A 19,823-nucleotide genomic window follows, 5' to 3' on the forward strand; every position below is an offset into this window, starting at 1 on the left:
CCAGGCAGACAGCGGGACATACCATGGCAACACCTTCGAAATTCGATAACGACACGTTCCAGCTGGCCCGCGATCACTTGCAGCACTTCGTCAAGAAGACCGCCGAGTTGCTCCACGAAGAGACCGGACGGTTGTTGGAAGTCGGCCCCCAGGAGCGTTCGCTGGTTCGGGAAAGTTTCACCCAGTTCGCCGTTGATACCTTCGACATCGTCGACACTTACGGGCCGACCCTCGTTGGCGATATCACCCGCAAGAACGAATTCATTGCCGACAGCGCCTATGACTGCGTCGTTTGCATGGAAGTCATCGAGCACACGCTGAACCCGTTCGACACCATCAAGGAGATTCGCCGCATCCTCAAACATGAGGGTTATCTGCTGATTTCCGCCCCATTGAACTGGCGCATACACGGTCCGAGCCCGGACTGCTGGCGCATTACCGAACATGGCTGGAATGCGCTGCTGCGCGACTTCGATATCGTCGAGATCGATATTCTCGAATCCCCGGACCGTGAACTGTTCCCCATTCGCTACAACGTCCTTGCCCGTTGCAACAAGTTCAAGGAAACCAAAGACAGCGAACTGACGTTCCGTTTCATATGAACGCCGCCATGCACGACAGCGTGAAATCCCTCGACGCGCTGATTCCCCGGCTCTCGTCCGAGGCATTCGACGTTGATGTGTTTCGCAAGACGGGCGTTTTTGTGGTGCGCAACGCCGTGCCCCGGGACGTGGTCGATGCATGGCAGAACGAGTGGCAAAGCTTCTACGGCGCGGTGCTGGAGAAGGGGCGAGACGTCAATCGCGCCAACCCTGTTTCCCTCAACGAACAGTTACCTGAAGGCCTGGCTCACATGTACCGCGAGCCGGTTTTCGCCACTGCCTTGAAGCCGCTGATGGGCGAGCACATTGCATTGTATAACCACCGTTTTGTCATTAAAGACGCGCTGAGTGCCAACAAAGTGTTCCTGCACCAGGACAGTTGTTACCACGCCGGTCACCTGAACAAGTGCAGCGTTTTCGTAGCAATCAGTGCGGTGAACAAAGACAACGGCGGTATGACCTTTCATGTGGGTTCCCACGCCCTGGGGCTCCTCGGCGATGCCGGTGAAATCGATCCGGCCAGTTTCGATGTGCAATGGCCGACCGTCACGCCGGAGCTGGCGCCCGGCGACTTCGTGATCATGGACAGTCGACTGTGGCATGAGTCAGGGCCGAACGTTTCGGGTGTCGACCGGATCATGGCCGACATGATTCTTCAGCCGGCCGACGACCCCACCGGGCAAGAGCTGATATGCGGTGAGTGGCAGACCGATGTCTTTTTCTCGCCCAAAAACATCACGCGTCACTTCGTCAATTCACGCATTCTCAAGATCGTTAAATACGAAAAAGAGCTGACGCAGTTGAAAGCCGACGCCGCACACATTGCCGGTAACACAACAGAATGATTCAACACGCCTGACCTGTCCGCGCGTTGCAGGTATCCGTCGATACCGCCCCCTGAACACTGACCGCGCTGGCGCAACCTGACCACACTGTGCGCCCCAGCGTCTGACAACCGATTTGAGGAGAGAAAAATGGATACCTGTCTCGCGACCCGCACATATGCCCCTTCAGCGCTGATGCACATTCGGCCCTACCGCGTGCTGAGCATTGAGGACGGCCGGGAAGAAGAGGTCAAATTCTTCATGCCCCCCGCCGACGGCGCCGGCAGCCTGACGGCATTTGAATCGGTGATGCTGCTCAAGCTGGTCCGCGCCATCAACCCGGACTTCGTGTTCGAGTTCGGCACCTTCGACGGGCGCACCACCCGATTGGTGCTGGAAGATCTGCCGGACAACGGCGACAGCGAGCCACGGATTTACACGCTGGACCTGCCGGACACCGACGGCGTCGTGTTTCAGGGCGATGACAAGTTGCTCGCCGAAAAGGCCGTGCTGTCGAGCCGCAAGTACAACCAGTCGCCGAAAAAGGCCATGGTCAGGCAGATCCTGCAAGACTCCATGACCTTTGATCCGTCGCCCTATGCGGGCAAGTTCGATTTCATCTTTGTCGATGCCAACCACGAGTACGAATACGTCAAGCGTGACACCGAAAACTCGCTGAAGATGCTCGGTGGCGACAGCAGCTGCATCGTCTGGCATGACTACGGTAATCCGCAGTTTCCCGAGCTGACCCGCTACCTGGAAGACCTGGCCGGCAGCCTGGAGCTGTATCACATCGAAGGCACGATGCTGGTGTTCCACATGCGCGGCGCGAAGATCGGTGAGGAAAGAACTGCAGCGTGATGACGATGGGCGCTGATCCTGCGCGGGCCACCATAGTGGCCCGCAAAGACAGCATTCCGCCGCTGGAGATTGACTGGGTGTACCGGCGTTTTCGCGAGCAAGCTCGCTCCCATAATTGATCGCAGAACGCCTGACCCACGTCGTTGGCTGCAGTCAATCCAGATACAACGGCCTGGTCGCATCTCGAGCGCGCCGTTTTTTTGTCTCCCCTCGATTCTTCCAACTTTCCCGGAAACCCCTGTACCCCATATGATCCGTGGCCTGGCGCCTGCTTTTCGGGTTCTGGTTCGGAACTTGCTTCAGTCCCGCTACGCATCGGCGAAGGCGTCCGATCATGGTCCGTGGAGTGGCGAGAGATGGTAGAGCAAGCAGTGGCACTGGAAGAGCAAGTCGTCGCGTTGATCGAAGAAGCGATGGAAGCCGATGAGGGCACCCTCAAAGTCGACCAGCCGCTGGACTGGGATTCGATTGCCCTGGTGACCTTTATGGCCCTGGTCGACGAGCGCCTGGAGAAAACCATTTCGGCTTCGCGCCTGAACAAGTGCGAAACCGTCCGGGACGTCATCACGCTGGTTTCGGAATAAACCCGGTTTCCGGATAAGGCGCTCCATTACCGAAAGCGCTTCAACATCAGGGCAGCCACGCGGCCCTGGCTGTAGCGCTCTCACGCGTGACCCCGTTTTCTGGACAAACTCATGACGTGCACAGCCTCACAACGGATCGCGCCGGACCTGGTGAAAGCCTACTGGCATCCGCTTTGCCTGAAGTCGCAAGTGGCCGATGACAAGGATTTTGTGCGCTTCAACGTGCTGGATTTCGAAGTCGTGGTGTTCAACGACGCGGGCAATCTGATCGCCTTCGACAACCGCTGCCCCCACCGGGGGACGCGGTTTTTCACCGAAGACGCAGGCCATCAACGGATTCTCTGCCCCTACCACGGCTGGAATTACGCGGACGGTCAGCTGCGCATCCCTGACGCCAAGCGTTTCGTCGGTTGTGACATCGGCAGCGCCAGCCTGAATTTCTTCAAGCTGGCGACCTGTGGAGAGCTGGTGTTTTTCGCCATCGAACCCCGGGCGTCGTTGCCTGACCAGTTGGGCCAGGACATCTTCACCCTGCTTGAGCAGACCACCCCGGATTTGAACAAGCCCTCGGATTTCAATCGGTACGCCTTCGAAGCCGACTGGCCGATTTCCCTGGAAAACGCCCTCGAGCCGTACCACATCCCCCTCGTGCATCGGGACACCCTCGCGACCCTGAAACTGGGCGTCGGCGAGAACGTCTTCTACGGCGAAAACTCCATCTGGTACGCCCCGGTGGAGAACGAGAAAGTCGCCCGACGGCTGGAAAGCCTGTCGCGCTTTTTCACCCCGAGGGAGGCCTACGCGGGGTACGTGAGCCTCTTTCTGTATCCGTTTTCGATGCTGTCCTCGACCTACGGTTATTCGTGGTCGATGCAGAATTTCTTTCCTTCTGCACAACCCGACCGGACCTGGTTCACCAGCCAGCTGTACCCGCTGCGTGCCGCGTCCGAGCGATACGACGAGATCGTGTCCACGTTCATGACGTCCACGGCCGAGAACAACCGGGCCGTGTTCGAAGAAGATCACACCATCTGCAAACGAATTCCTGGCGACACCTGGTCCTGGAATGCCCCGCGTTATCACAGCTCGCTGGAAGCCAAGCTTCTGCATTTTCGGGCGTCCTGCGCGGAGTGGGCACGACAGGCCGGTGCCGTCACAACGGTTGGCGAGGAACGGGTATGAGTAGCGTCACTGGCAGTAGCGCTGACGCAGTGCGCAGCATTGCCAACGTCAAAATCAGGGGCATCGCCTGTGCGCTGCCCAAGGGCGTGTCGGACGTCGCGGACCTGACCGGGCGCTTCGGCGACGAGAGCATCGCCAAGATCATGGCCAGCACCGGCATCGAGCGCCGGCATGTGGTGCAGGACGAATGCACGTCGGACCTGTGTGTCGAGGCGGCCGAGCGTCTGTTGGCGGATCTGGCCATCGACAAAACGTCCATCGACACGCTGATCTTCATCACCCAGACCCCGGACTACGTGCTCCCGGCCACCGCCTGCACCTTGCAACGGCGCCTCGGTTTGCCGGTCACCACCGCCGCGCTCGATGTGAACATGGGCTGCTCGGGTTACGTGTACGGACTGTGGATGGCGTCGGCGATGATCGCCGGTGGCGGCAGCCGACGCGTACTGCTGCTGGTCGGCGACACCATCAGCAAACTGGTAGCGCCGGGCGATCGCTCGGTGGCCGCGCTGTTTGGCGATGCCGGTTCCGCCACGTTGCTCGACCACGATGACACCGTTGCCGGCGCGCCTTTCGTGCTTGGCACCGATGGCCGTGGCGAGAAGAACCTTATCGTGCCCGGCGGCGGGTTTCGTGACCGCAAGGGGGCCGATGGCTCCACCAGTGAAGACGATGTGCGTGGCCCGTTCGACCTGTACATGAACGGCACCGAGATATTTGCCTTCACCCTGGCCCGCGTGCCGGGGCTGGTGCGCACCCTGGAAAAGCACGCCGAGGAACAGCAACGCTCCATCGACAAATATGTGTTCCATCAGGCCAACCGCTTCATGCTCGAGCACCTGTCGAAGAAGACCAAGTTGCCGGCGGAAAAGGTCGTGCTCAATCTGCAGAACGTCGGCAACACCAGCAGCGCGTCGATTCCCTTGGCGTTGAGTCTTGGCGCGAATGCGGCCATGGCCGACAGCGGCTCGACCCTGCACGGCCAGCACTTGCTCGCCGGTTTCGGCGTGGGGTATTCGTGGGCCGGTTGCATCGTCGATCTCGACAACACGTGGATCAGCCCGCTGACGCTGGTCGGCACAGACAGTAGCGAGGCGTAAGTGCAGAGCAATCCTTTTTCCCTGGACGGCATGTCCATCCTGGTCACCGGCGCGTCTTCCGGGATCGGCCGTGAAGTGGCGATCTGGCTGAGCCGACAGGGCGCACGAATCGTCGCCGTGGCCCGTGACGCTCAACGCCTGGAAGAAACCCTGAGCCAGTTGCACGGCGAAGGGCATTCGGTCGAAGTCTTTGATTTTCTGGGTGGCGGCGACGTCTCCGCCTGGCTGAAAGCACTGTCGCGCAACGGCTCGCCATTCGACGGTCTGGTGCATGCGGCAGGCGTGCAATTGCCGCTGCCGATTCGGGCCATGGGCCTGGATCACTGGGAAACCATTTTTGCCACCAACGTCACGTCCGGTTTTTCCCTGATCAAGGCGTTCAGGCAAAAAGGCGTGTGCCGCAACCCGTCGAGCATCGTCATGCTGTCGTCGGTCATGGCTCAGGTCGCCCAGCCCGCGTTGATCGGTTACTGCGCGAGCAAGGGCGCGGTTGAATCCATGGTTCGCGCCGCCGCCCTTGAGCTGGCGCGGGAAGGCATTCGCGTCAACGCCATTGCGCCCGGCGTGATCAAAACCGAAATGGCGGAGAAACTCGAAGGCCTGGTCGGCGAAGACGCCATGGCCGCCATCGAACGCAAACATCCGCTGGGGCTCGGTCATCCGCTGGACGTGGCCTACGCCGTCAATTATCTGCTGTCACCGGCCGCGCGCTGGGTCACGGGTACGTCGCTGGTTGTCGATGGAGGTTACCTGGCCGAATGAACACCAAAAAACTCATTATCGTCGGCGCAGGCGGGCTGGGCCGGGAGGTCCATTCCTGGCTCAAGGACTGGGTCGAGCACAACCCGGATTACGTCATCGGCGGATTCATCGATGACGGCAGCCTGTCGCTCAATCGCTTCAATCATTACGCCGACATTCTCTCGACCATCGACGCCTACGAACCGGCCGACGATGAGCTGCTGCTCTGCGCCATCGGCAAGCCCGCCGACAAGAAATACGTGGTGGAAAAGCTGCTGGCCAAGGGCGCGGCGTTCTTCACGCTGATTCACCCGACGGCCATCGTTGGCGAGAACGTGACGATCGGGCGGGGCGTGCTGGTCTGTCCGTTTTCGGTGCTGTCGGTTGATCTGGTCGTTGGCGATTTCGTCACGATCAACTCGCTGTGCACCGTCGGCCATGACACCGTCATCGGCCAGTTCTCGACCCTCAGCGGGCACTGTGATCTGACCGGCGGCGCGGTGCTGGAAGACGAAGTGTTCCTCGGTTCGCGCGCCTCCGTGCTGCCCAAGGTGCGCGTCGGCAAAAGGGCTGTGGTCGGCGCCGGCAGCGTGGTGCTGCGGGCGGTCAAACCTGGCAGCGTGGTTTTCGGTGTGCCGGCCAAGTGCATCTCAGGATAAGAACGACATGCCTACCTACGCTCGAATCGCCGAAATCGAATACGAATTGCCCGAGGGCGTGCTCGACAACCAGATGCTGGCCGAAGCGTTTCCGGAGTGGGACGTCGACAAGATTTTCCAGAAGACCGGGATCAGCCAGCGGCGCATCATTGCCGACGACGAGACCGCCTCGGACCTGGCGTTTCGCGCCTGCGAAAAACTTTTCGCCAACAGCGCCACGGCGCGAGAGCAAATCGACTGCCTGATCTACTGCACCCAAAGCCCCGATTACATGCTCCCGGCCACCGCCTGCATCCTGCAGCATCGCCTGCAACTGTCCCAGCACTGCGCTGCGTTCGATTTCAATCAGGGTTGTTCGGGGTTTATCTACGGGCTGGGCATTGCCAAGGGCTTCATCGAATCCGGCCAGTGCAAGAACGTGCTGCTGATCACCGCCGAAACCTACAGCCGCTACATCAACCCCCGGGACAAGAGCGTGCGTACGCTGTTCGGCGATGCGGCGGCCGCCACGCTCATCAAAGCGTCGGACGAGGAGGGACCTTGCCTCGATCGTTTTCGCTACGGCAGCGACGGCGCCGGGGCGAACAACCTGATCGTACCCATGGGCGCTGCCCGCCGGCCGTTCGATGCAGAACAGATGCCCGTCGAATACGAAGACGACAGCGGCAATGTCCGTTCGGACGCGGACCTGTACATGAACGGCCCGGCGATCTTCGAATTCTCCATGACCCGGGTCCCGGCCTTGTTCGCCTCACTGTTCGACGAGCAGTTCACGGTCGAGTCTTCCGACCTGTTCGTCTTTCACCAAGCCAACCAGTTCATGCTCGAAGCGCTGCGTCGTCGACTGAAGCTGGCGCCGGAGAAATTCATCACCGAATTCAAACACTGCGGCAACACGGTGTCGTGCAGCATTCCGATTGCGCTGAAAGAGTCCCTGAAGAAGGGCCAGGTGCAACCCGGCAGCGTGATCACGGCGGTGGGGTTCGGCGTGGGGTATTCGTGGGGTGGCTGCGTGATTCGCTGGTGAGCGAAGGCGTCACCCTCCGGCGCGTAAGGTGACTGTTCAGCCGCACGCAAAAAGGGCTCCACGAAGGAGCCCTTTTTTATTCAGCGGTCCAGCAACACCTGGCGCCAGCGCTGCAGATACGCCTCATCCATAATCCAGTCACTCATCACGCGCTGCTTCAATGCCTGCCCGAGTCGTTTTGATTCGTCCAGATCGTTGAGGTGCTGGTCGATCGCGTCGGTCCAGTCGGCAGTCGTGTTGTGTACCCGCGTCAGCGGCAGATTGTTGCGCAGGCCCTGCACGTCGGTGGCGATGACCGGATAGCCACAGGCGCCGAATTCCAGTGCCAGGCGGCAGCTTCTGTGTTCGCCGAACACGTCGTCGCCGGCGGGAATCAGGGCGAGGTCCAGGTCGAGACACGCCAGCACGCCGGGATACAGGACACCTTCCACCGGGCTGCGCCATTCATGAACATAAGGGCGCAGGGCCTGCGGGCACGGGCCCATGATGATCCACTCGACCCGGTCGGCGAAGGCCTTGATCACGTCCGCAATCAACGCCAGATCGTTCACCTCAGCCTGCGTGCCGACCCAGCCGATCCGTGGCTTGTCGTGGGGCAGCGAATGGCACTGCACTCGCCGCCAGTGCTCGCTCAGCCGGGTTTCGATGACGTCAATGTGCGGATGCAATGCGCTTAGTTCGTCGGCCAGCCCTGTGCTGGACACCACCACCTTGTCCATCAGCGCAAGGCTGGCCTCGAGACCGGCACGCACCTGTTGCGCTGAGGGCGCGCCCGGCAACCGTTCGGCTGACGGCGGGTATTGATCCATGTCGCAGATTCGCAGCGCCTGGCTGTGAGCCTTGATCGTGCGGATGTCGGCGAGGGACGCTTCGCTCAAGGGGCATTGGAGGATCAACGCGTCCGGGCGCAGGCGGGTGAACTCGCCGAGGGTCAGGACGTCAGGCACGCACACATGCTCTATGAGCAGCGCGTCAGCGAGGGTGTCCAGCGCACCGTTCAGGCGTTGGCTCCCCGGGCAGAGGTCGTTCAGGTGGGACAGCACGATCGGCACGGGGCGCCAGCTCAGCGGCCGCCAGGTCAGCGCGGTGTTGGTTTCCAGCTGCAGGCCCTGGGCGCGGGCTGAAAAATTGTCGTTGTACGCAGGGTCATGGGCGATGTACTTCAGCCATTTGGTGTACAGCGCAGCGCTGGCCTCGTCGTCTGGCGCTTCGCGCGCGACGGTTTCCGGGATCTGCGCGGCCTCGTGAAGCAGCACCACGTGGGGCGTCCAGACGATCAACCGCCCGGACTCCCTCACTCGCAAGCACAGGTCGACGTCGCGATGACGATTGTTCAGCTCACCCTCGTCCAGCCCGTCCGCCGCATCAAACAATGCCCGACTGATCATCAGGCACGCATCGCTGACCGCGCTGTAATTCTGATCCACCGTCAGTCGCTGCATGTAGCCTTCGCTGGCGCCGCTCTGGCCGCGGAACACCGGGGTGACAGGGTCGTGCAGGCCAAGGACCAGGCCTGCGTGGCGGATCGTGTTGTCCGGCGCCAGCAGTTTTGCGCCGACAATGCCGACTTCCGGCCGCTGCGCATGATTGAGCAGGTTGTCGAGCCAGTCGCCGTGCAACACGGCGGTACTGTTGTCGAGCAGCAACAAGTACTCGCCGATCGCCTGGCGTGCGGCGCTGTTGTAGAGGGCAGAGCGGTCGAATTCGCCGGGATGACGCAGCACGCGCACCTGCTCCAGCCCCATGGCCGCGACGCCATTCAGCCAGTCAACGGCCTCAGGCGTCTGGCTGTCGTTGTCGACGATGAGGATCTCGTAATTCGGGTACGTGGTTTTTTCCAGAATGCTCTCGACGCACCGCTGCAGGAGCAGGATCTGATCCCGGGTGGCGATGATGATCGAGACCTTGGGCCGGCCCGCGTGGCCGTACTTGATCTGGTATTGCCGGGGCCGCGTCTCGATCACCTGGCCGTTTTCATATCCCCGGGCGAGCAAGTGGCGCTGCAGCGTTCGCGTTTCATCGGGGTTCGACTCGCGTGCGTCAGGGCGATAGGTGACCAGGGGCTCGGCAATGTGTTCGAGGCCGCCCATGCCATCGTGCTCGATCAGGCGAAGGATCAGGTCCAGCTCAAGGGCCTGAGGGTAGTGCGGGTCGAATCGGCCGGCATCGATGACCGAATAGCGGTTGAACATCCAGTGCTTGCTGGTGACGGCGGGGCAACTGAGCAGATAGTCGAGGCTGAAGTCCGGCCGCAGCATGACTTCCGACGTGTCGTCCTGGGGCTGGGCGATTTCATCGGCGAACAGGGCCCGGGTAGTCGGCCCTTCGCTGATCTTGACCGCTGCCTTGAACAATCCGGCCACGCTCACGGTCGCGCCTGCGTCGAGCATCAGGAACCAGTCGAAACCCTGTTCGTCCATCAGCCGGTTGAGCTGCGGCGCGGGGTTGTGCCCCGTCACCGGCAGATAAATGGCGGGACTCTCCGCCACGGGTTGCGGCGTGTCACGGCTGCCGTCGTAGAGCACGAATACGCTCGGGGGCATCCAGCCGCGGGTGGCGGCTTCGACGCTGACCAGGGTCTTGATCAGCGCCTGCTGGCGATTGTGAAGGTCGCAAATGATGACCGCAAAGGTCGGCGCGCCATTGTGCTGCTGGAAGTACTGCACGATGTGCGGCTTCTGCGGCCCGGCGGGGCGTCGCTGCCAGGCCCACTCCAGAATCTGGTCCTGGCGGATCTCCGACGAGGATTTCTGCAGAAACCAGGCTCGCAGGTTAAAGGGCGCGAAGTTCTCCCGGTCACGCAGGGGGGCGACCTTTACGTCGCCGTTGTCAGCCAGCTCGCGCAGCCATCCCAGCTCTTTGGTGATGCGGTAATAGTTGGCGTGACCTTCTTTGGCGATCTGCGGCGTGGCCCTGGCGATGCTGCTGCTCTGGGTGTCGGTCATGCGGAAGCGCGACAGCGGTCGGCCGAGCAGGGCCAGATTGCCTTCTCGGAGCAGCTTGACGTACAGGCTCATATCGCCAAGCCAGTGAATAGGCAGACCTTTGAGCGACATGATGTCCTGACCATACGCCAACACGCTGTCGCGCCGGCACATGACCGAGCTGGGTTCACCCATGAAGGTCAACGGCAGCTCCGAGAGCAGCGCCACCAGCTCCGGCCCGTGTATGACCACGTCTTCCTGGAACGGGAAAAACGTCAGGACGTTATCACGCAGAACGTCGCCTTTCTCGTTGATCAGTCGACGGGTGGCCGCCGCCAGGGTGATGTCCGGGTAACCGTGCAGCACGTCGACCAGCGCGCTCACACACTCGGGCTCCAGCAGGTCGTCGTCGTAGAGAAACTTGATGTACTCGCCCCGCGCCTCCCTGACCCCGCGTGCGCCGTTCAGCGCCTCGCCCAGCGAATCTTCGTTGTAGAAATAACGAATCGGAAACGGGCTTTCCGGGGTCAGTTGTTCCAGCAGCGCGCGAATGCCGCCGTCACGACAGTCGTCGCAGATCACGATCTCCAGTTGGTCGTAGTCCTGCGCAAAGGCGCTGCGCAGCGCCAACTCGAAGTACGTGGGCTTGTAGGCGGGAATGACGATGCTGACCAGGCGTGAAGCGCTCATCGGGTTACCTTGCGACGGATGACGGGCGCCGGTTCACGCTCATGGGGGCGGACCGGCGATGTGAATGTGGGCGCGGCTCAGCGGTGCTCGGCCAGCACCGTCTGCATGATCGCGATAATGCGGGCGAATTCATCCGGGGTGAGGCTATCGAAGATCGGCAGGCACAGAACCCGATTCGACACGTCGCTCGCCACCTGCAGGCGGTCCGGTTTGGCGGATTCCAGGCTGCGGTACATCGGGAAAGACGAGATCAACGGGTAGAAATAGCGCCGGACCAGAATGTCCTGCTCGCGAAAGCGCTCAAACAAGGCGTCGCGGCTGATGGGGAAGGCGTCGTCCACCAGCACCGGGAAGTACGAATAGTTGTGGTGCTCACCGGGACTCCAGAGCAAATCGATGCCGGGTATCTGCGTCAGTGCTTCGCGGTACATCGAATCAATCTGCTTTCTGCGTTCCAGCGCGCCATCGATGTAGTTGAGCTGCAACAGGCCGAACGCGGCGTTGATCTCGCTCATCTTGCCGTTGATGCCGGGGGCAACGACGGTCACTTCATCGGCGAAACCGAAGTTCTTCAGGTAATCGATGCGTTTTTTGGTTTTCGCGTCCGGGCAGACAATCGCGCCGCCCTCGAAGGTGTTGAAGACTTTGGTGGCGTGGAAGCTGAGCACCGACAGGTCGCCGTTGCGCAGCAGGCTCTGCCCCTGGTGCTGCACACCGAAGGCGTGGGCGGCGTCGTAGATCACTTTCAGGCCGTAGCGGTCGGCGATCTGCTGGATGCGGTCGACGTCACACGGCATGCCATAGCAATGCACCGGCATGATGGCCGTGGTCGCCGGGGTGATGGCCTCTTCGATGCGGTCAGGGTCGAGATTGAAGGTGCCCGGCGCGATGTCGACGAACACCGGTTTGAGCCCGTTCCACAGCAGCGAATGGGCGGTGGCGACAAACGAGTAGGGCGTGGTGATGACTTCGCCGGTCACACGCAACGCCTGCAACGCCGTGAGCAGCGCCAGGGTGCCGTTGGAAAACAGGCACAAGTGGTCGACGCCCAGGTACGCGGCCAGGTCTTTCTCCAGCTTTTCATGGAACGGCCCGGCGTTGGTCAAGCGCTTGCTGTCCCATATCTGCTGCAGATAGGGCATGAACTCTTCCAGCGGAGGCAGCAGCGGCTGGGTGACCGGGATCGTTTTACTCATAAGCTTCCTGTGCTCTCTGACGCGCTGCGGGCTGTGCGCGTTGACGCACGGCGAAACGCCCGCGCTGTGATGGCTGGCGTCGTCGAACGCTCGCCGCCATCGAAATGGCGTTTGCGGCGCTATGGCACCGAAAAAAGCAAGAAGCCGGCCAACCCGCCGTGCGGCAAAGATGCGCTTGATATTCCGAACGCCTGACGCTTATTTTGTACGCCTTGCCGCCCTGCGGCCTGCCCCATAAAAAGGATTTGAGTCATGAGTAGCGATGACCACCATTCACTCGCGCAGCGACTGATGGGCATTGATGAAATTGAATGCGTCACGCCGGATCTGAATGGCGTGCCCCGAGGGAAGGTGATGACCGGGGAGGGCTTTCTCGAAGGCCGTCGGTTGCAGCTGGCGCGGGGCGTGCTCCTGCAATGCATCATGGGCGGCTATCCGCCGTCGAAATTCTATGGCAGCGACGATGGCGACCTGGCCTTGATCGCTGACCCGCAGCAGATCCACCGTCTGCCGTGGAGCGACGAGCCTCGCGCCCTCGCAATCTGCGACGCCGACGAGCTCGACGGCCAGCCGTCGCCGCTGTCCACCCGCGGCCAGCTCAAATCGGTGATCGCCCGCTACGCCGGGCATGGCTGGTCACCGGTGGTGGCCACCGAGCTTGAGTTCTTCGTCTTCGCCGCCAACCCCGATCCGAGCCAGCCCTTCCAGCCGCCGGTCGGTCTGGACGGTCGTCGCGAGGACGGCCAGTCGGCGTTCAGCATCAGTTCCAACAACGGCCTGCGGCCGTTCTTCAAAGAAGTCTATGCCTGCATGGCGGCGCTGGGCCTGCCCCGCGACACCGTCATGCACGAGATGGGTGTCAGCCAGTTCGAGATCAACCTGCTGCACGGCGATCCGCTGCTGCTCGCCGACCAGACCTTTCTGTTCAAACACATGCTCAAGGAAGTCGCGCTCAAGCACGGCCTGATCGTGGTGTGCATGGCCAAACCGCTGGCGCACACCCCCGGCAGTTCGATGCACATTCACCAGAGCGTGGTCGCGACCGCCACCGGCCAGAACATCTTCAGCGATGAGCAGGGCGGGGCCACTGAGCTGTTCCATCACTTCATCGGCGGGCAGCAGGCGGCGATGGCTGATTTCACCGCGTTGTTTGCGCCCAACGTCAACTCCTATCAGCGCCTGTGCCATCCGTTCGCCTCGCCGAACAACGCGTGCTGGTCCCACGACAATCGTTCGGCGGGCCTGCGCATTCCGGCCAGCGCACCGGTCGCCCGTCGGGTCGAAAACCGTCTGCCCGGCGCCGACGCCAACCCGTATCTGGCCATTGCGGCCAGTCTGGCTGCGGGGCTTTATGGTATCGAGCACGCGCTGGAACCGTCGCCGCCGATCCAGGGCGAATTCGTTGTGCCCGATAATCTGTCGTTGCCATGTACCCTGCACGCTGCCCTGGAACGTCTGACTCGCAGCTCGTTGGCCAAGGAACTGTTTGGTGCCGAATTCATCGAAGGCTACGTCGCGTCGAAGACCCTGGAACTGACCAGCTTCTTCAACGAAATCACCCCCTGGGAGCGCCGCGTTCTGGCCGCTCAGGCTTAAGAATCGCTGTTCGGAAATCCTCTGAAGCCGGGGATTTCCGTTTTTTGGAAAGCTATGCGCCAAATCTGGAAGTCCTTTCGAGCGCTGTATTTTGCCTCGCTGATGATGTTGATCGGCTCGGGCCTGCTCAGCACCTACCTTGCCTTGCGTCTGGCCGCCGATCAGGTGGATGGCCTGTGGGTGGGTGCGTTGATGGCCGCGAACTATGTCGGTCTGGCCCTGGGCGGCAAGATCGGCCACCGGCTGATCGGCCGGATCGGGCACATTCGTGCGTACGCCACCTGCGCCGGGATCGTCGGCGCGGCGGTGCTGGGCCACGGTCTGTTCGACTACCTGCCGGCGTGGATCTTCCTGAGGATGATTGTCGGCCTGGGCATGATGTGCCAGTACATGGTCATCGAGAGCTGGCTCAACGAGCAGGCCTCGCCCAAGCAGCGCGGCACGGTGTTCAGCCTGTACATGATCGCGTCGTACCTGGGGCTTGTGCTCGGCCAGCTGATTCTGGTCATCCACCCGCAACTGGGCCCTGAGTTGCTAATGCTCGTGGCGATGTGTTTTGCCCTCTGCCTCGTGCCCGTGGCAATGACCCGCAGCATTCACCCGGCACCGATGCACCCGGCACCGCTGGAACCGCTGTTCTTCATGCGCCGGGTGCCGCAATCCCTGACCACCGTGTTGAGCGCCGGCATGATCATCGGCTCGTTCTACGGTCTGGCGCCGTTGTATGCCGCGCAACAGGGGCTGTCGACCGAGCATGTCGGCCTGTTCATGGCCAGCTGCATCGGCGCGGGCCTTATCGTGCAAGGCCCGCTGGGCAAGCTGTCAGACCGCTACGACCGCGCCTGGCTGATTCGCGGCGTCGCAGGTTTGCTGGTGCTGGCCTCGCTGCCGCTGGCGATTCTCCCCAGCGTGCCGATGGAGCTGTTGCTGGCGGTGGGATTCCTGGCGTCCCTGCTGCAGTTTTCGCTGTATCCGCTGGCCGTGGCCTTCTCCAACGACCACGTCGAAGGCGAACGCCGCGTGTCCCTGACCGCCATGCTGCTGATGACCTACGGCGTCGGCGCCAGTGTCGGCCCCCTGGTGTCCGGCGTGCTGATGAAGATGTTCGGCAGCAACATGCTCTACGCCTTCGTCTGCTTCGTGGCGCTGGTGCTGGTGCTGCGTATTCGTCCAAAAGCCGTCACCAACCTGCACCAGGTCGAAGACGCCCCGCTGCACCACATCGCGATGCCCGACAGCATGTCCAGCTCCCCGCTGGTGGTTGCCCTTGACCCTCGGGTGGATGAGCAGGTGGTGCAGGATCAGATGCAGGACGTTGAGCCTGAGGTTTCGTCGGATGTGGCGCCGGATATGGCGGCTGAATCTGAAGTGCAGCCAGAGATGGTGGAGCGTGTTGTGGCGTCGGGTGAGGGCGTTGTGCGGCCGGTGGCGATTATGGATGAGGAAGTGGCTGCTGAACCTGGTGCGGCTGGGCCGGAGGAGGCGGTTGAGGTGCGTCGGGATGTTGGGGTGGATCGGCCTTTGTGATGGAGGCTTGCCGATCTTTTTGATCTTGCTGCGATCCACTTTTTCCGCTGCGCCGTAGAACTCTGTGGGGGCGACCGGGGTGGCGCTTCACCTTGCTCGCGAGGGCGATCTGTCTGCGAAATGGATTTCGTCTGACCCGCCCTAATTCGCGGGCAAGCGCGCCTACGGTTTATCTCCGTGTAGCCGACAATCTGCGCCGAGTGCTATTACTTCAATCCGCTCAACGGCCAACCTGTCGCTGGATCAAGGTCTTTCTCCTCGCACATTCGCGCGATCAGTTCTTCGCTGGGTGGGGATGGGGGTACGGCCGCATCGCGCTTGCGCTTCCATTCGAATGTTTCGTCCCACTCGGGGAGTTCCGCTGGGGGGAGGGGGACGATCTGGTCGATGTCGGGGACTTTTGCGCCTAGGTGTTCGTATCTCTGCAGGAAGTCTTCAATGAGTCCATAGCGACGAGATCTTTCCTTGTCCTCATCCAAACCTAAATTGTTGAGTAAACTCTTCCTGCTCGCACCCATGAAAGAAAACTTCAGGCCCATTGCCGCGGAGGCGTCTCCAGCCCGTGTCGCTGCTTGAAAACCTCTAACTGCTTCGCCAAAGTCACCTTGAGCTTGTCTGTCATGACCGTACCTAATTGAGGCCGCCCTATGCCCTTGTTCCATTGAGCAACGAATCATAAAAAAGGCGACATCACCTGCGCCTTTGATCCGTGCTAACGATTCGCCGACATAATATAAACCTTCTGGATTTCCCAAGTCGGCTGCACGCCTGAAATATACGCGCGAGGCTGGAGTGTCCTGTTTTACGCCATAGCCAAGCTCAAGATAGTGTCCCATGTCGTAATAGCCGCCTGGTATGCCTTGAGCCATCAAGTCCTCTACCAGGTCCAGAGTTTCCCTCGCCGGACGCCTGGCCGTTGTCACGCCCTGCGACAGTAAGACTTGCAAATTTGTGGCAGCACGATAGTGGCCATGCGCGGCGGCAATTCGATAGTAACGGGCTGCCTGATCAAAGTCTTTCGGACCTCTCACTTGCGTCAGATGCAATCCGTATCGATACAAAAGTTCTGCATCAGCATCGAGAGCTGGCAGCTTTGTTGATTCATGCACGCATTCAAATTCCAGGTTTTTGAACGCAGCGTCGTAATCGGCTTTTTCAGGAACGAGTCTCGTAATTTTGGTATCGCTCGCGTCGCAGCCTGTCAAAGACAGCACTATTAATAACGCTGCTGATCCGAAGTAGTTCATATTATTCCTTGTGTTTACTATTTGCTTTGATTACTTATGTAGCGAGGAATATTACCTCAACCCACTCAACGGCCAGCCGGTAGCGGGATCAAGCCCTTTCTCCTCGCACATTCGCGCGATCAATTCTTCGCTAGGCGGAGAAGGAGGCACGGCGGCGTCGCGTTTGCGCTTCCATTCGAACGTTTCGTCCCAATCGGGGAGTTTGGCGGGGGGGAGGGGGACGATCTGGTCGATGTCCGGGACTTTGGCGCCGAGGTGTTCGTATTTATTCAAAAAGTTACTTATAAGGCTATATCGCCGTGATCGTTCACTATCAATATCGGCTGCTAAGTAATAGGTTTCGTTGCTTGTCTTGCTGTAGTTAAATGCCTCTCTAAGTCTGCGCGCTCCAGCCGGATTTCCGAATTTAGATGCTGATTGATAAGCTTCAAGAGCTTCAATGAATAGACCTTCATTCTTTCTCGATACGCCGTATCTCAGCGCCGCCTCGCGATGTCCCTGTTCCATGGCGCAGCGCATCATCGCAAGTGGGATGGCTCCAGCTTTACCAGTCTTCGCCAATAAATTAGCTACGTAATATTGAGCCTCCGGATTTCCATAGTCAGCAGCGCGTCTGAAATAGTAGCGAGCTGCTTCAGCATCCTGCGTAACACCATATCCGAGTTCAAGATAGTGACCCATATCATAGTAAGCTCCTGGGATGCTGCGGTTAATCAAATCTTCTACCAAATCAATAGTTTCTTTCGCGGGCCGCGGGGCGTTGGTTAGGCCCTGTGATAGCAGGGCTTGCAAGTTTGTCGCAGCACGATAGTGATCATGCGCGGCGGCGATCCGATAGTAGCGCGCCGTCTGATCGAAATCCTTTGGCCCGGAAAGTTGGGATAGGTGTAATCCATATTGATATAGGCGATGTGCATCTGGGTCCAGTGGAGGCAGACGATCTTTTTCATGAATGCATTCAAACTCTAATCGTTTGAACGCGACTTCCCAATCTACTTTTTCTGGAATAAATGATGTCATTGGTTTGTCTCCATAATCACAACCAGCTAAAGATAAAATAAGTGCGAACAATGATTTCCGATAAAAATTGCATTTAGTCAACATTTTTGCGGCTCGGGCTGAGTCGTAAGAATTCCACGAGCGAACAAGCGGGTTTCCGTAGTTTGGCTTGGCTCATGGGGTCTCGACGGTCATTGTTTTCAGTCAGCACATCACTCCATTTCTGATATTCCGTTGATATGTCATCAGTCGATGTGTTGCCCCCCGTATGCAACCCCCACAACTGCCTCCTCAACGGCCGTGCCACCGCCGGATCCTCGACGCATATATTCAACTCGCTGTCCGAACTCATACTCCGCTCATTGATATTCGCCGAGCCCAGCGTGGTAAACACGTCATCAACAATCATCAGCTTGCTATGGATATACACTTCCAGCCAGTTATCAGGCGGGGAGTCGGGGGCGACGAGTGTGCAGATATGGACTTTCAATCCCGGGACTTCTGTCGGAGTAATAGGCGCTTTTCTCTCCTGGTGAATTTTCCCCGCCAGCTCTTTGTATTGCCTGACCAGTTCATCCCGTTCGATTTCCAACCGTTCGATGGGTCCATCAAGCCTGCCCATTGCGTCCGCCCGGTCGTAATAGGCCGTCAATTTGCGTAACGCAGCAAAGTGCTCCTCGCGCAGCGCATCGAGCTTCGCCTGCCAGTAATCATCGTGTTCGAGACGCGCCACAGAGGGCATGACTTCACTGCGGCCCAACTGACGAAGCATGCGAAACGTGCCGAGGGCGCCGTCGGCCATGCCCTCGTCGGAGGAGTTGGTGACGACGAACAAATGCAGGTACCCGTGTTCGCCGGGGTCGCGGCCGCCTTCGGCATGGCGGCGGGCGATGTCGACCACCGCGTCAGCGAACGGCTTCCAGCGGAAGTACTGGTTCTCGATGTAGATCAACTGGGTCGCGTTCTTGACCGCTTGCAGGTACATCGTCCGGATGTCGCGCTTGCCGGCCTCGGTCTGGGTGCGCAGCACTTGCGCCATCATCGGCGGCCCGAAACCCTTGCGCGGTTTCAGGTTAGCGGCGAGGGATTCGCGGGGTGTCTGCAGATCAATGCCGGTTGCTTTCAGCCAGGCCTGGGTGAAGTTGGCGTTCAGGTCCTGGAGCACCGGGCCGGTGACGCGGCTGGATATGTCCTGGCGCGGCGTAGAACCGTTGCGGCCGGACACATCATCCGCAGGAGCATAGGCGTGGTCGTCGCGGTCCCAATAGGGGTCGAGCATGTTGTGGCCCATGACGAAACCGACTGCACGGTCGGCGTGGTCGTAGTCCACCAGCACCATTTTCTGGTGATGGGTGGGGATCACCGACATCGCCGCCGCCTTGCTGGCGGCCTCAAGTTCTGTCGCGCCTTGCTCCCGGGAGCGGGTCCATATTTGATAGGCAATCTCCGCTCGGTCGGCCAGCCCCAGGTCGCGGACCGCAAACTCGATGTTTTCGAAAGGCCGCGCGCCCGCCTTGAACAGTTCTTGTGCCTTCAACGTGATCAATCGGAAGCCCTTCAGTCCGGGGAACACCCTCTCCACCAGCGAACTGGCGCCGGTGTCAGGGGTTGAGGCGCGGCGGTACCATTCCCAGTCATACGCTTGCTGCCACGTGGATCGCCAGTCGCCGGCGTGCGATGCAATAGAGGCCACGTTGCGTCCTGGTGTCATGTTCTCCGCGAACATCGCAGTCAGGTGCGCGCTGTCGGACCAGCACAGCACGCGCACCTTCACGCCAAGAGAGGCTTTATTGACCAGCAATTCGCCGATGCACTGCGCCTGACCACCGCCGCGCTTGAACTGCATCGAAGGCTGAAACCCCCAGCAAATGATCTCCACCGAATGTTTTGCGGCCATGATCGCGTCGTGGACGGCGCCGAATGCTCGTTCGCCATTCACCAGCGGCTCGAAGGTCGCAGGCTTGGGCGAATACTCGCTGCACTCGACCATCCAGCGCTGGTTCATGACGGCCGACGAGGTCTGGCGGGTGGCGATGGGGCAGGTGATGCTGGGTGTGTTCATCT

The 19,823-nt window shown here is 60.3% G+C and carries 17 protein-coding genes; 12 read left to right on the forward strand and 5 right to left on the reverse strand.

The features are described 5' to 3' along the window. The first annotated feature begins 23 nt into the window (after positions 1-23). From ABEH28_RS00070 to ABEH28_RS00110, 9 genes are all read left to right on the forward strand, one after another. Entirely contained in the window at positions 24-602 is a 579-nt protein-coding gene (locus ABEH28_RS00070; RefSeq protein ID WP_192172673.1) for a methyltransferase domain-containing protein, read from the forward strand. An 8-nt stretch (positions 603-610) separates the two neighbouring features. Then, the gene (locus ABEH28_RS00075; protein ID WP_346628726.1) at positions 611-1,447 is read left to right on the forward strand and encodes a phytanoyl-CoA dioxygenase family protein; all 837 of its coding nucleotides are present in this window, start codon (positions 611-613) and stop codon (positions 1,445-1,447) included. A gap of 129 nt (positions 1,448-1,576) precedes the next feature. Further along, positions 1,577-2,287, forward strand: a complete 711-nt coding sequence (locus ABEH28_RS00080; RefSeq protein WP_346628727.1) for a class I SAM-dependent methyltransferase — start codon at positions 1,577-1,579, stop codon at positions 2,285-2,287. A gap of 377 nt (positions 2,288-2,664) precedes the next feature. Further along, positions 2,665-2,871: an acyl carrier protein gene (locus ABEH28_RS00085; RefSeq protein ID WP_065987337.1), complete on the forward strand. Its 207-nt coding sequence runs from the start codon at positions 2,665-2,667 to the stop codon at positions 2,869-2,871. Between the two features lie 111 nt (positions 2,872-2,982). Further along, a complete protein-coding gene (locus tag ABEH28_RS00090; RefSeq protein ID WP_346628728.1) occupies positions 2,983-4,053 on the forward strand; it encodes a Rieske 2Fe-2S domain-containing protein in 1,071 nt (356 codons plus the stop codon). Further along, positions 4,050-5,153 carry a ketoacyl-ACP synthase III gene (locus ABEH28_RS00095; protein WP_346628729.1) on the forward strand — a complete coding sequence of 368 codons (1,104 nt, stop codon included), beginning with the start codon at positions 4,050-4,052 and terminating at the stop codon, positions 5,151-5,153. Before ABEH28_RS00090 ends, ABEH28_RS00095 begins: the two co-directional genes overlap by 4 nt. Beyond that, the gene (locus ABEH28_RS00100) at positions 5,154-5,915 is read left to right on the forward strand and encodes an SDR family oxidoreductase (protein ID WP_346628730.1); all 762 of its coding nucleotides are present in this window, start codon (positions 5,154-5,156) and stop codon (positions 5,913-5,915) included. Beyond that, positions 5,912-6,553: an acetyltransferase gene (locus ABEH28_RS00105; RefSeq protein ID WP_346628731.1), complete on the forward strand. Its 642-nt coding sequence runs from the start codon at positions 5,912-5,914 to the stop codon at positions 6,551-6,553. The genes ABEH28_RS00100 and ABEH28_RS00105 overlap by 4 nt, the downstream gene beginning before the upstream one ends. A gap of 7 nt (positions 6,554-6,560) precedes the next feature. Beyond that, a complete protein-coding gene (locus ABEH28_RS00110) occupies positions 6,561-7,580 on the forward strand; it encodes a ketoacyl-ACP synthase III (RefSeq protein ID WP_346628732.1) in 1,020 nt (339 codons plus the stop codon). 80 nt (positions 7,581-7,660) lie between these two features. On the opposite strand, the gene ABEH28_RS00115 is transcribed toward ABEH28_RS00110, so the two are convergent. Both ABEH28_RS00115 and vioA read right to left on the reverse strand, forming a co-directional pair. After that, entirely contained in the window at positions 7,661-11,194 is a 3,534-nt protein-coding gene (locus ABEH28_RS00115; protein WP_346628733.1) for a glycosyltransferase, read from the reverse strand. Between the two features lie 77 nt (positions 11,195-11,271). Next, the gene (gene vioA / locus ABEH28_RS00120) at positions 11,272-12,390 is read right to left on the reverse strand and encodes a dTDP-4-amino-4,6-dideoxy-D-glucose aminotransferase VioA (RefSeq protein ID WP_346628734.1); all 1,119 of its coding nucleotides are present in this window, start codon (positions 12,388-12,390) and stop codon (positions 11,272-11,274) included. A gap of 69 nt (positions 12,391-12,459) precedes the next feature. Here vioA and ABEH28_RS00125 point away from each other — a divergent pair, with 69 nt between their 5' ends. The 3 genes from ABEH28_RS00125 (at position 12,460) to ABEH28_RS00135 (ending at position 15,513) form a co-directional block, all read left to right on the forward strand. After that, positions 12,460-12,585, forward strand: a complete 126-nt coding sequence (locus tag ABEH28_RS00125; protein ID WP_346628735.1) for a hypothetical protein — start codon at positions 12,460-12,462, stop codon at positions 12,583-12,585. A gap of 159 nt (positions 12,586-12,744) precedes the next feature. Beyond that, complete coding sequence (locus tag ABEH28_RS00130; RefSeq protein WP_346629173.1) at positions 12,745-13,986, forward strand: glutamine synthetase family protein; 1,242 nt, start codon at positions 12,745-12,747, stop codon at positions 13,984-13,986. A 54-nt stretch (positions 13,987-14,040) separates the two neighbouring features. Next, positions 14,041-15,513 (forward strand): MFS transporter, encoded by a 1,473-nt coding sequence (locus ABEH28_RS00135; RefSeq protein ID WP_346626637.1) that lies wholly within the window; start codon positions 14,041-14,043, stop codon positions 15,511-15,513. Positions 15,514-15,719: 206 nt separating this feature from the next. On the opposite strand, the gene ABEH28_RS00140 is transcribed toward ABEH28_RS00135, so the two are convergent. From ABEH28_RS00140 to ABEH28_RS00150, 3 genes are all read right to left on the reverse strand, one after another. Beyond that, positions 15,720-16,760 (reverse strand): DUF6396 domain-containing protein, encoded by a 1,041-nt coding sequence (locus ABEH28_RS00140; RefSeq protein ID WP_346628736.1) that lies wholly within the window; start codon positions 16,758-16,760, stop codon positions 15,720-15,722. A gap of 51 nt (positions 16,761-16,811) precedes the next feature. Further along, entirely contained in the window at positions 16,812-17,780 is a 969-nt protein-coding gene (locus tag ABEH28_RS00145; RefSeq protein WP_346628737.1) for a DUF6396 domain-containing protein, read from the reverse strand. A gap of 73 nt (positions 17,781-17,853) precedes the next feature. Beyond that, the gene (locus ABEH28_RS00150) at positions 17,854-19,821 is read right to left on the reverse strand and encodes a phospholipase D-like domain-containing protein (protein ID WP_346628738.1); all 1,968 of its coding nucleotides are present in this window, start codon (positions 19,819-19,821) and stop codon (positions 17,854-17,856) included. Positions 19,822-19,823 lie beyond the last annotated feature (2 nt).

The organism is Pseudomonas sp. Ps21-P2 (assembly GCF_039672565.1).
Taxonomy (GTDB): domain Bacteria; phylum Pseudomonadota; class Gammaproteobacteria; order Pseudomonadales; family Pseudomonadaceae; genus Aquipseudomonas.

What these genes read in the sequence shown, in the direction of transcription:
- ABEH28_RS00070 (WP_192172673.1), top strand. Translation starts at nt 24, where the DNA reads ATGGCAACACCTTCGAAATTCGATAACGACACGTTCCAGCTGGCCCGC.
- ABEH28_RS00075 (WP_346628726.1), top strand. Translation starts at nt 611, where the DNA reads ATGCACGACAGCGTGAAATCCCTCGACGCGCTGATTCCCCGGCTCTCG.
- ABEH28_RS00080 (WP_346628727.1), top strand. Translation starts at nt 1,577, where the DNA reads ATGGATACCTGTCTCGCGACCCGCACATATGCCCCTTCAGCGCTGATG.
- ABEH28_RS00090 (WP_346628728.1), top strand. Translation starts at nt 2,983, where the DNA reads ATGACGTGCACAGCCTCACAACGGATCGCGCCGGACCTGGTGAAAGCC.
- ABEH28_RS00095 (WP_346628729.1), top strand. Translation starts at nt 4,050, where the DNA reads ATGAGTAGCGTCACTGGCAGTAGCGCTGACGCAGTGCGCAGCATTGCC.
- ABEH28_RS00105 (WP_346628731.1), top strand. Translation starts at nt 5,912, where the DNA reads ATGAACACCAAAAAACTCATTATCGTCGGCGCAGGCGGGCTGGGCCGG.
- ABEH28_RS00110 (WP_346628732.1), top strand. Translation starts at nt 6,561, where the DNA reads ATGCCTACCTACGCTCGAATCGCCGAAATCGAATACGAATTGCCCGAG.
- ABEH28_RS00115 (WP_346628733.1), bottom strand. Translation starts at nt 11,194, where the DNA reads ATGAGCGCTTCACGCCTGGTCAGCATCGTCATTCCCGCCTACAAGCCC.
- vioA (WP_346628734.1), bottom strand. Translation starts at nt 12,390, where the DNA reads ATGAGTAAAACGATCCCGGTCACCCAGCCGCTGCTGCCTCCGCTGGAA.
- ABEH28_RS00125 (WP_346628735.1), top strand. Translation starts at nt 12,460, where the DNA reads ATGGCTGGCGTCGTCGAACGCTCGCCGCCATCGAAATGGCGTTTGCGG.
- ABEH28_RS00130 (WP_346629173.1), top strand. Translation starts at nt 12,745, where the DNA reads ATGACCGGGGAGGGCTTTCTCGAAGGCCGTCGGTTGCAGCTGGCGCGG.
- ABEH28_RS00135 (WP_346626637.1), top strand. Translation starts at nt 14,041, where the DNA reads ATGCGCCAAATCTGGAAGTCCTTTCGAGCGCTGTATTTTGCCTCGCTG.
- ABEH28_RS00140 (WP_346628736.1), bottom strand. Translation starts at nt 16,760, where the DNA reads ATGAACTACTTCGGATCAGCAGCGTTATTAATAGTGCTGTCTTTGACA.
- ABEH28_RS00145 (WP_346628737.1), bottom strand. Translation starts at nt 17,780, where the DNA reads ATGACATCATTTATTCCAGAAAAAGTAGATTGGGAAGTCGCGTTCAAA.
- ABEH28_RS00150 (WP_346628738.1), bottom strand. Translation starts at nt 19,821, where the DNA reads ATGAACACACCCAGCATCACCTGCCCCATCGCCACCCGCCAGACCTCG.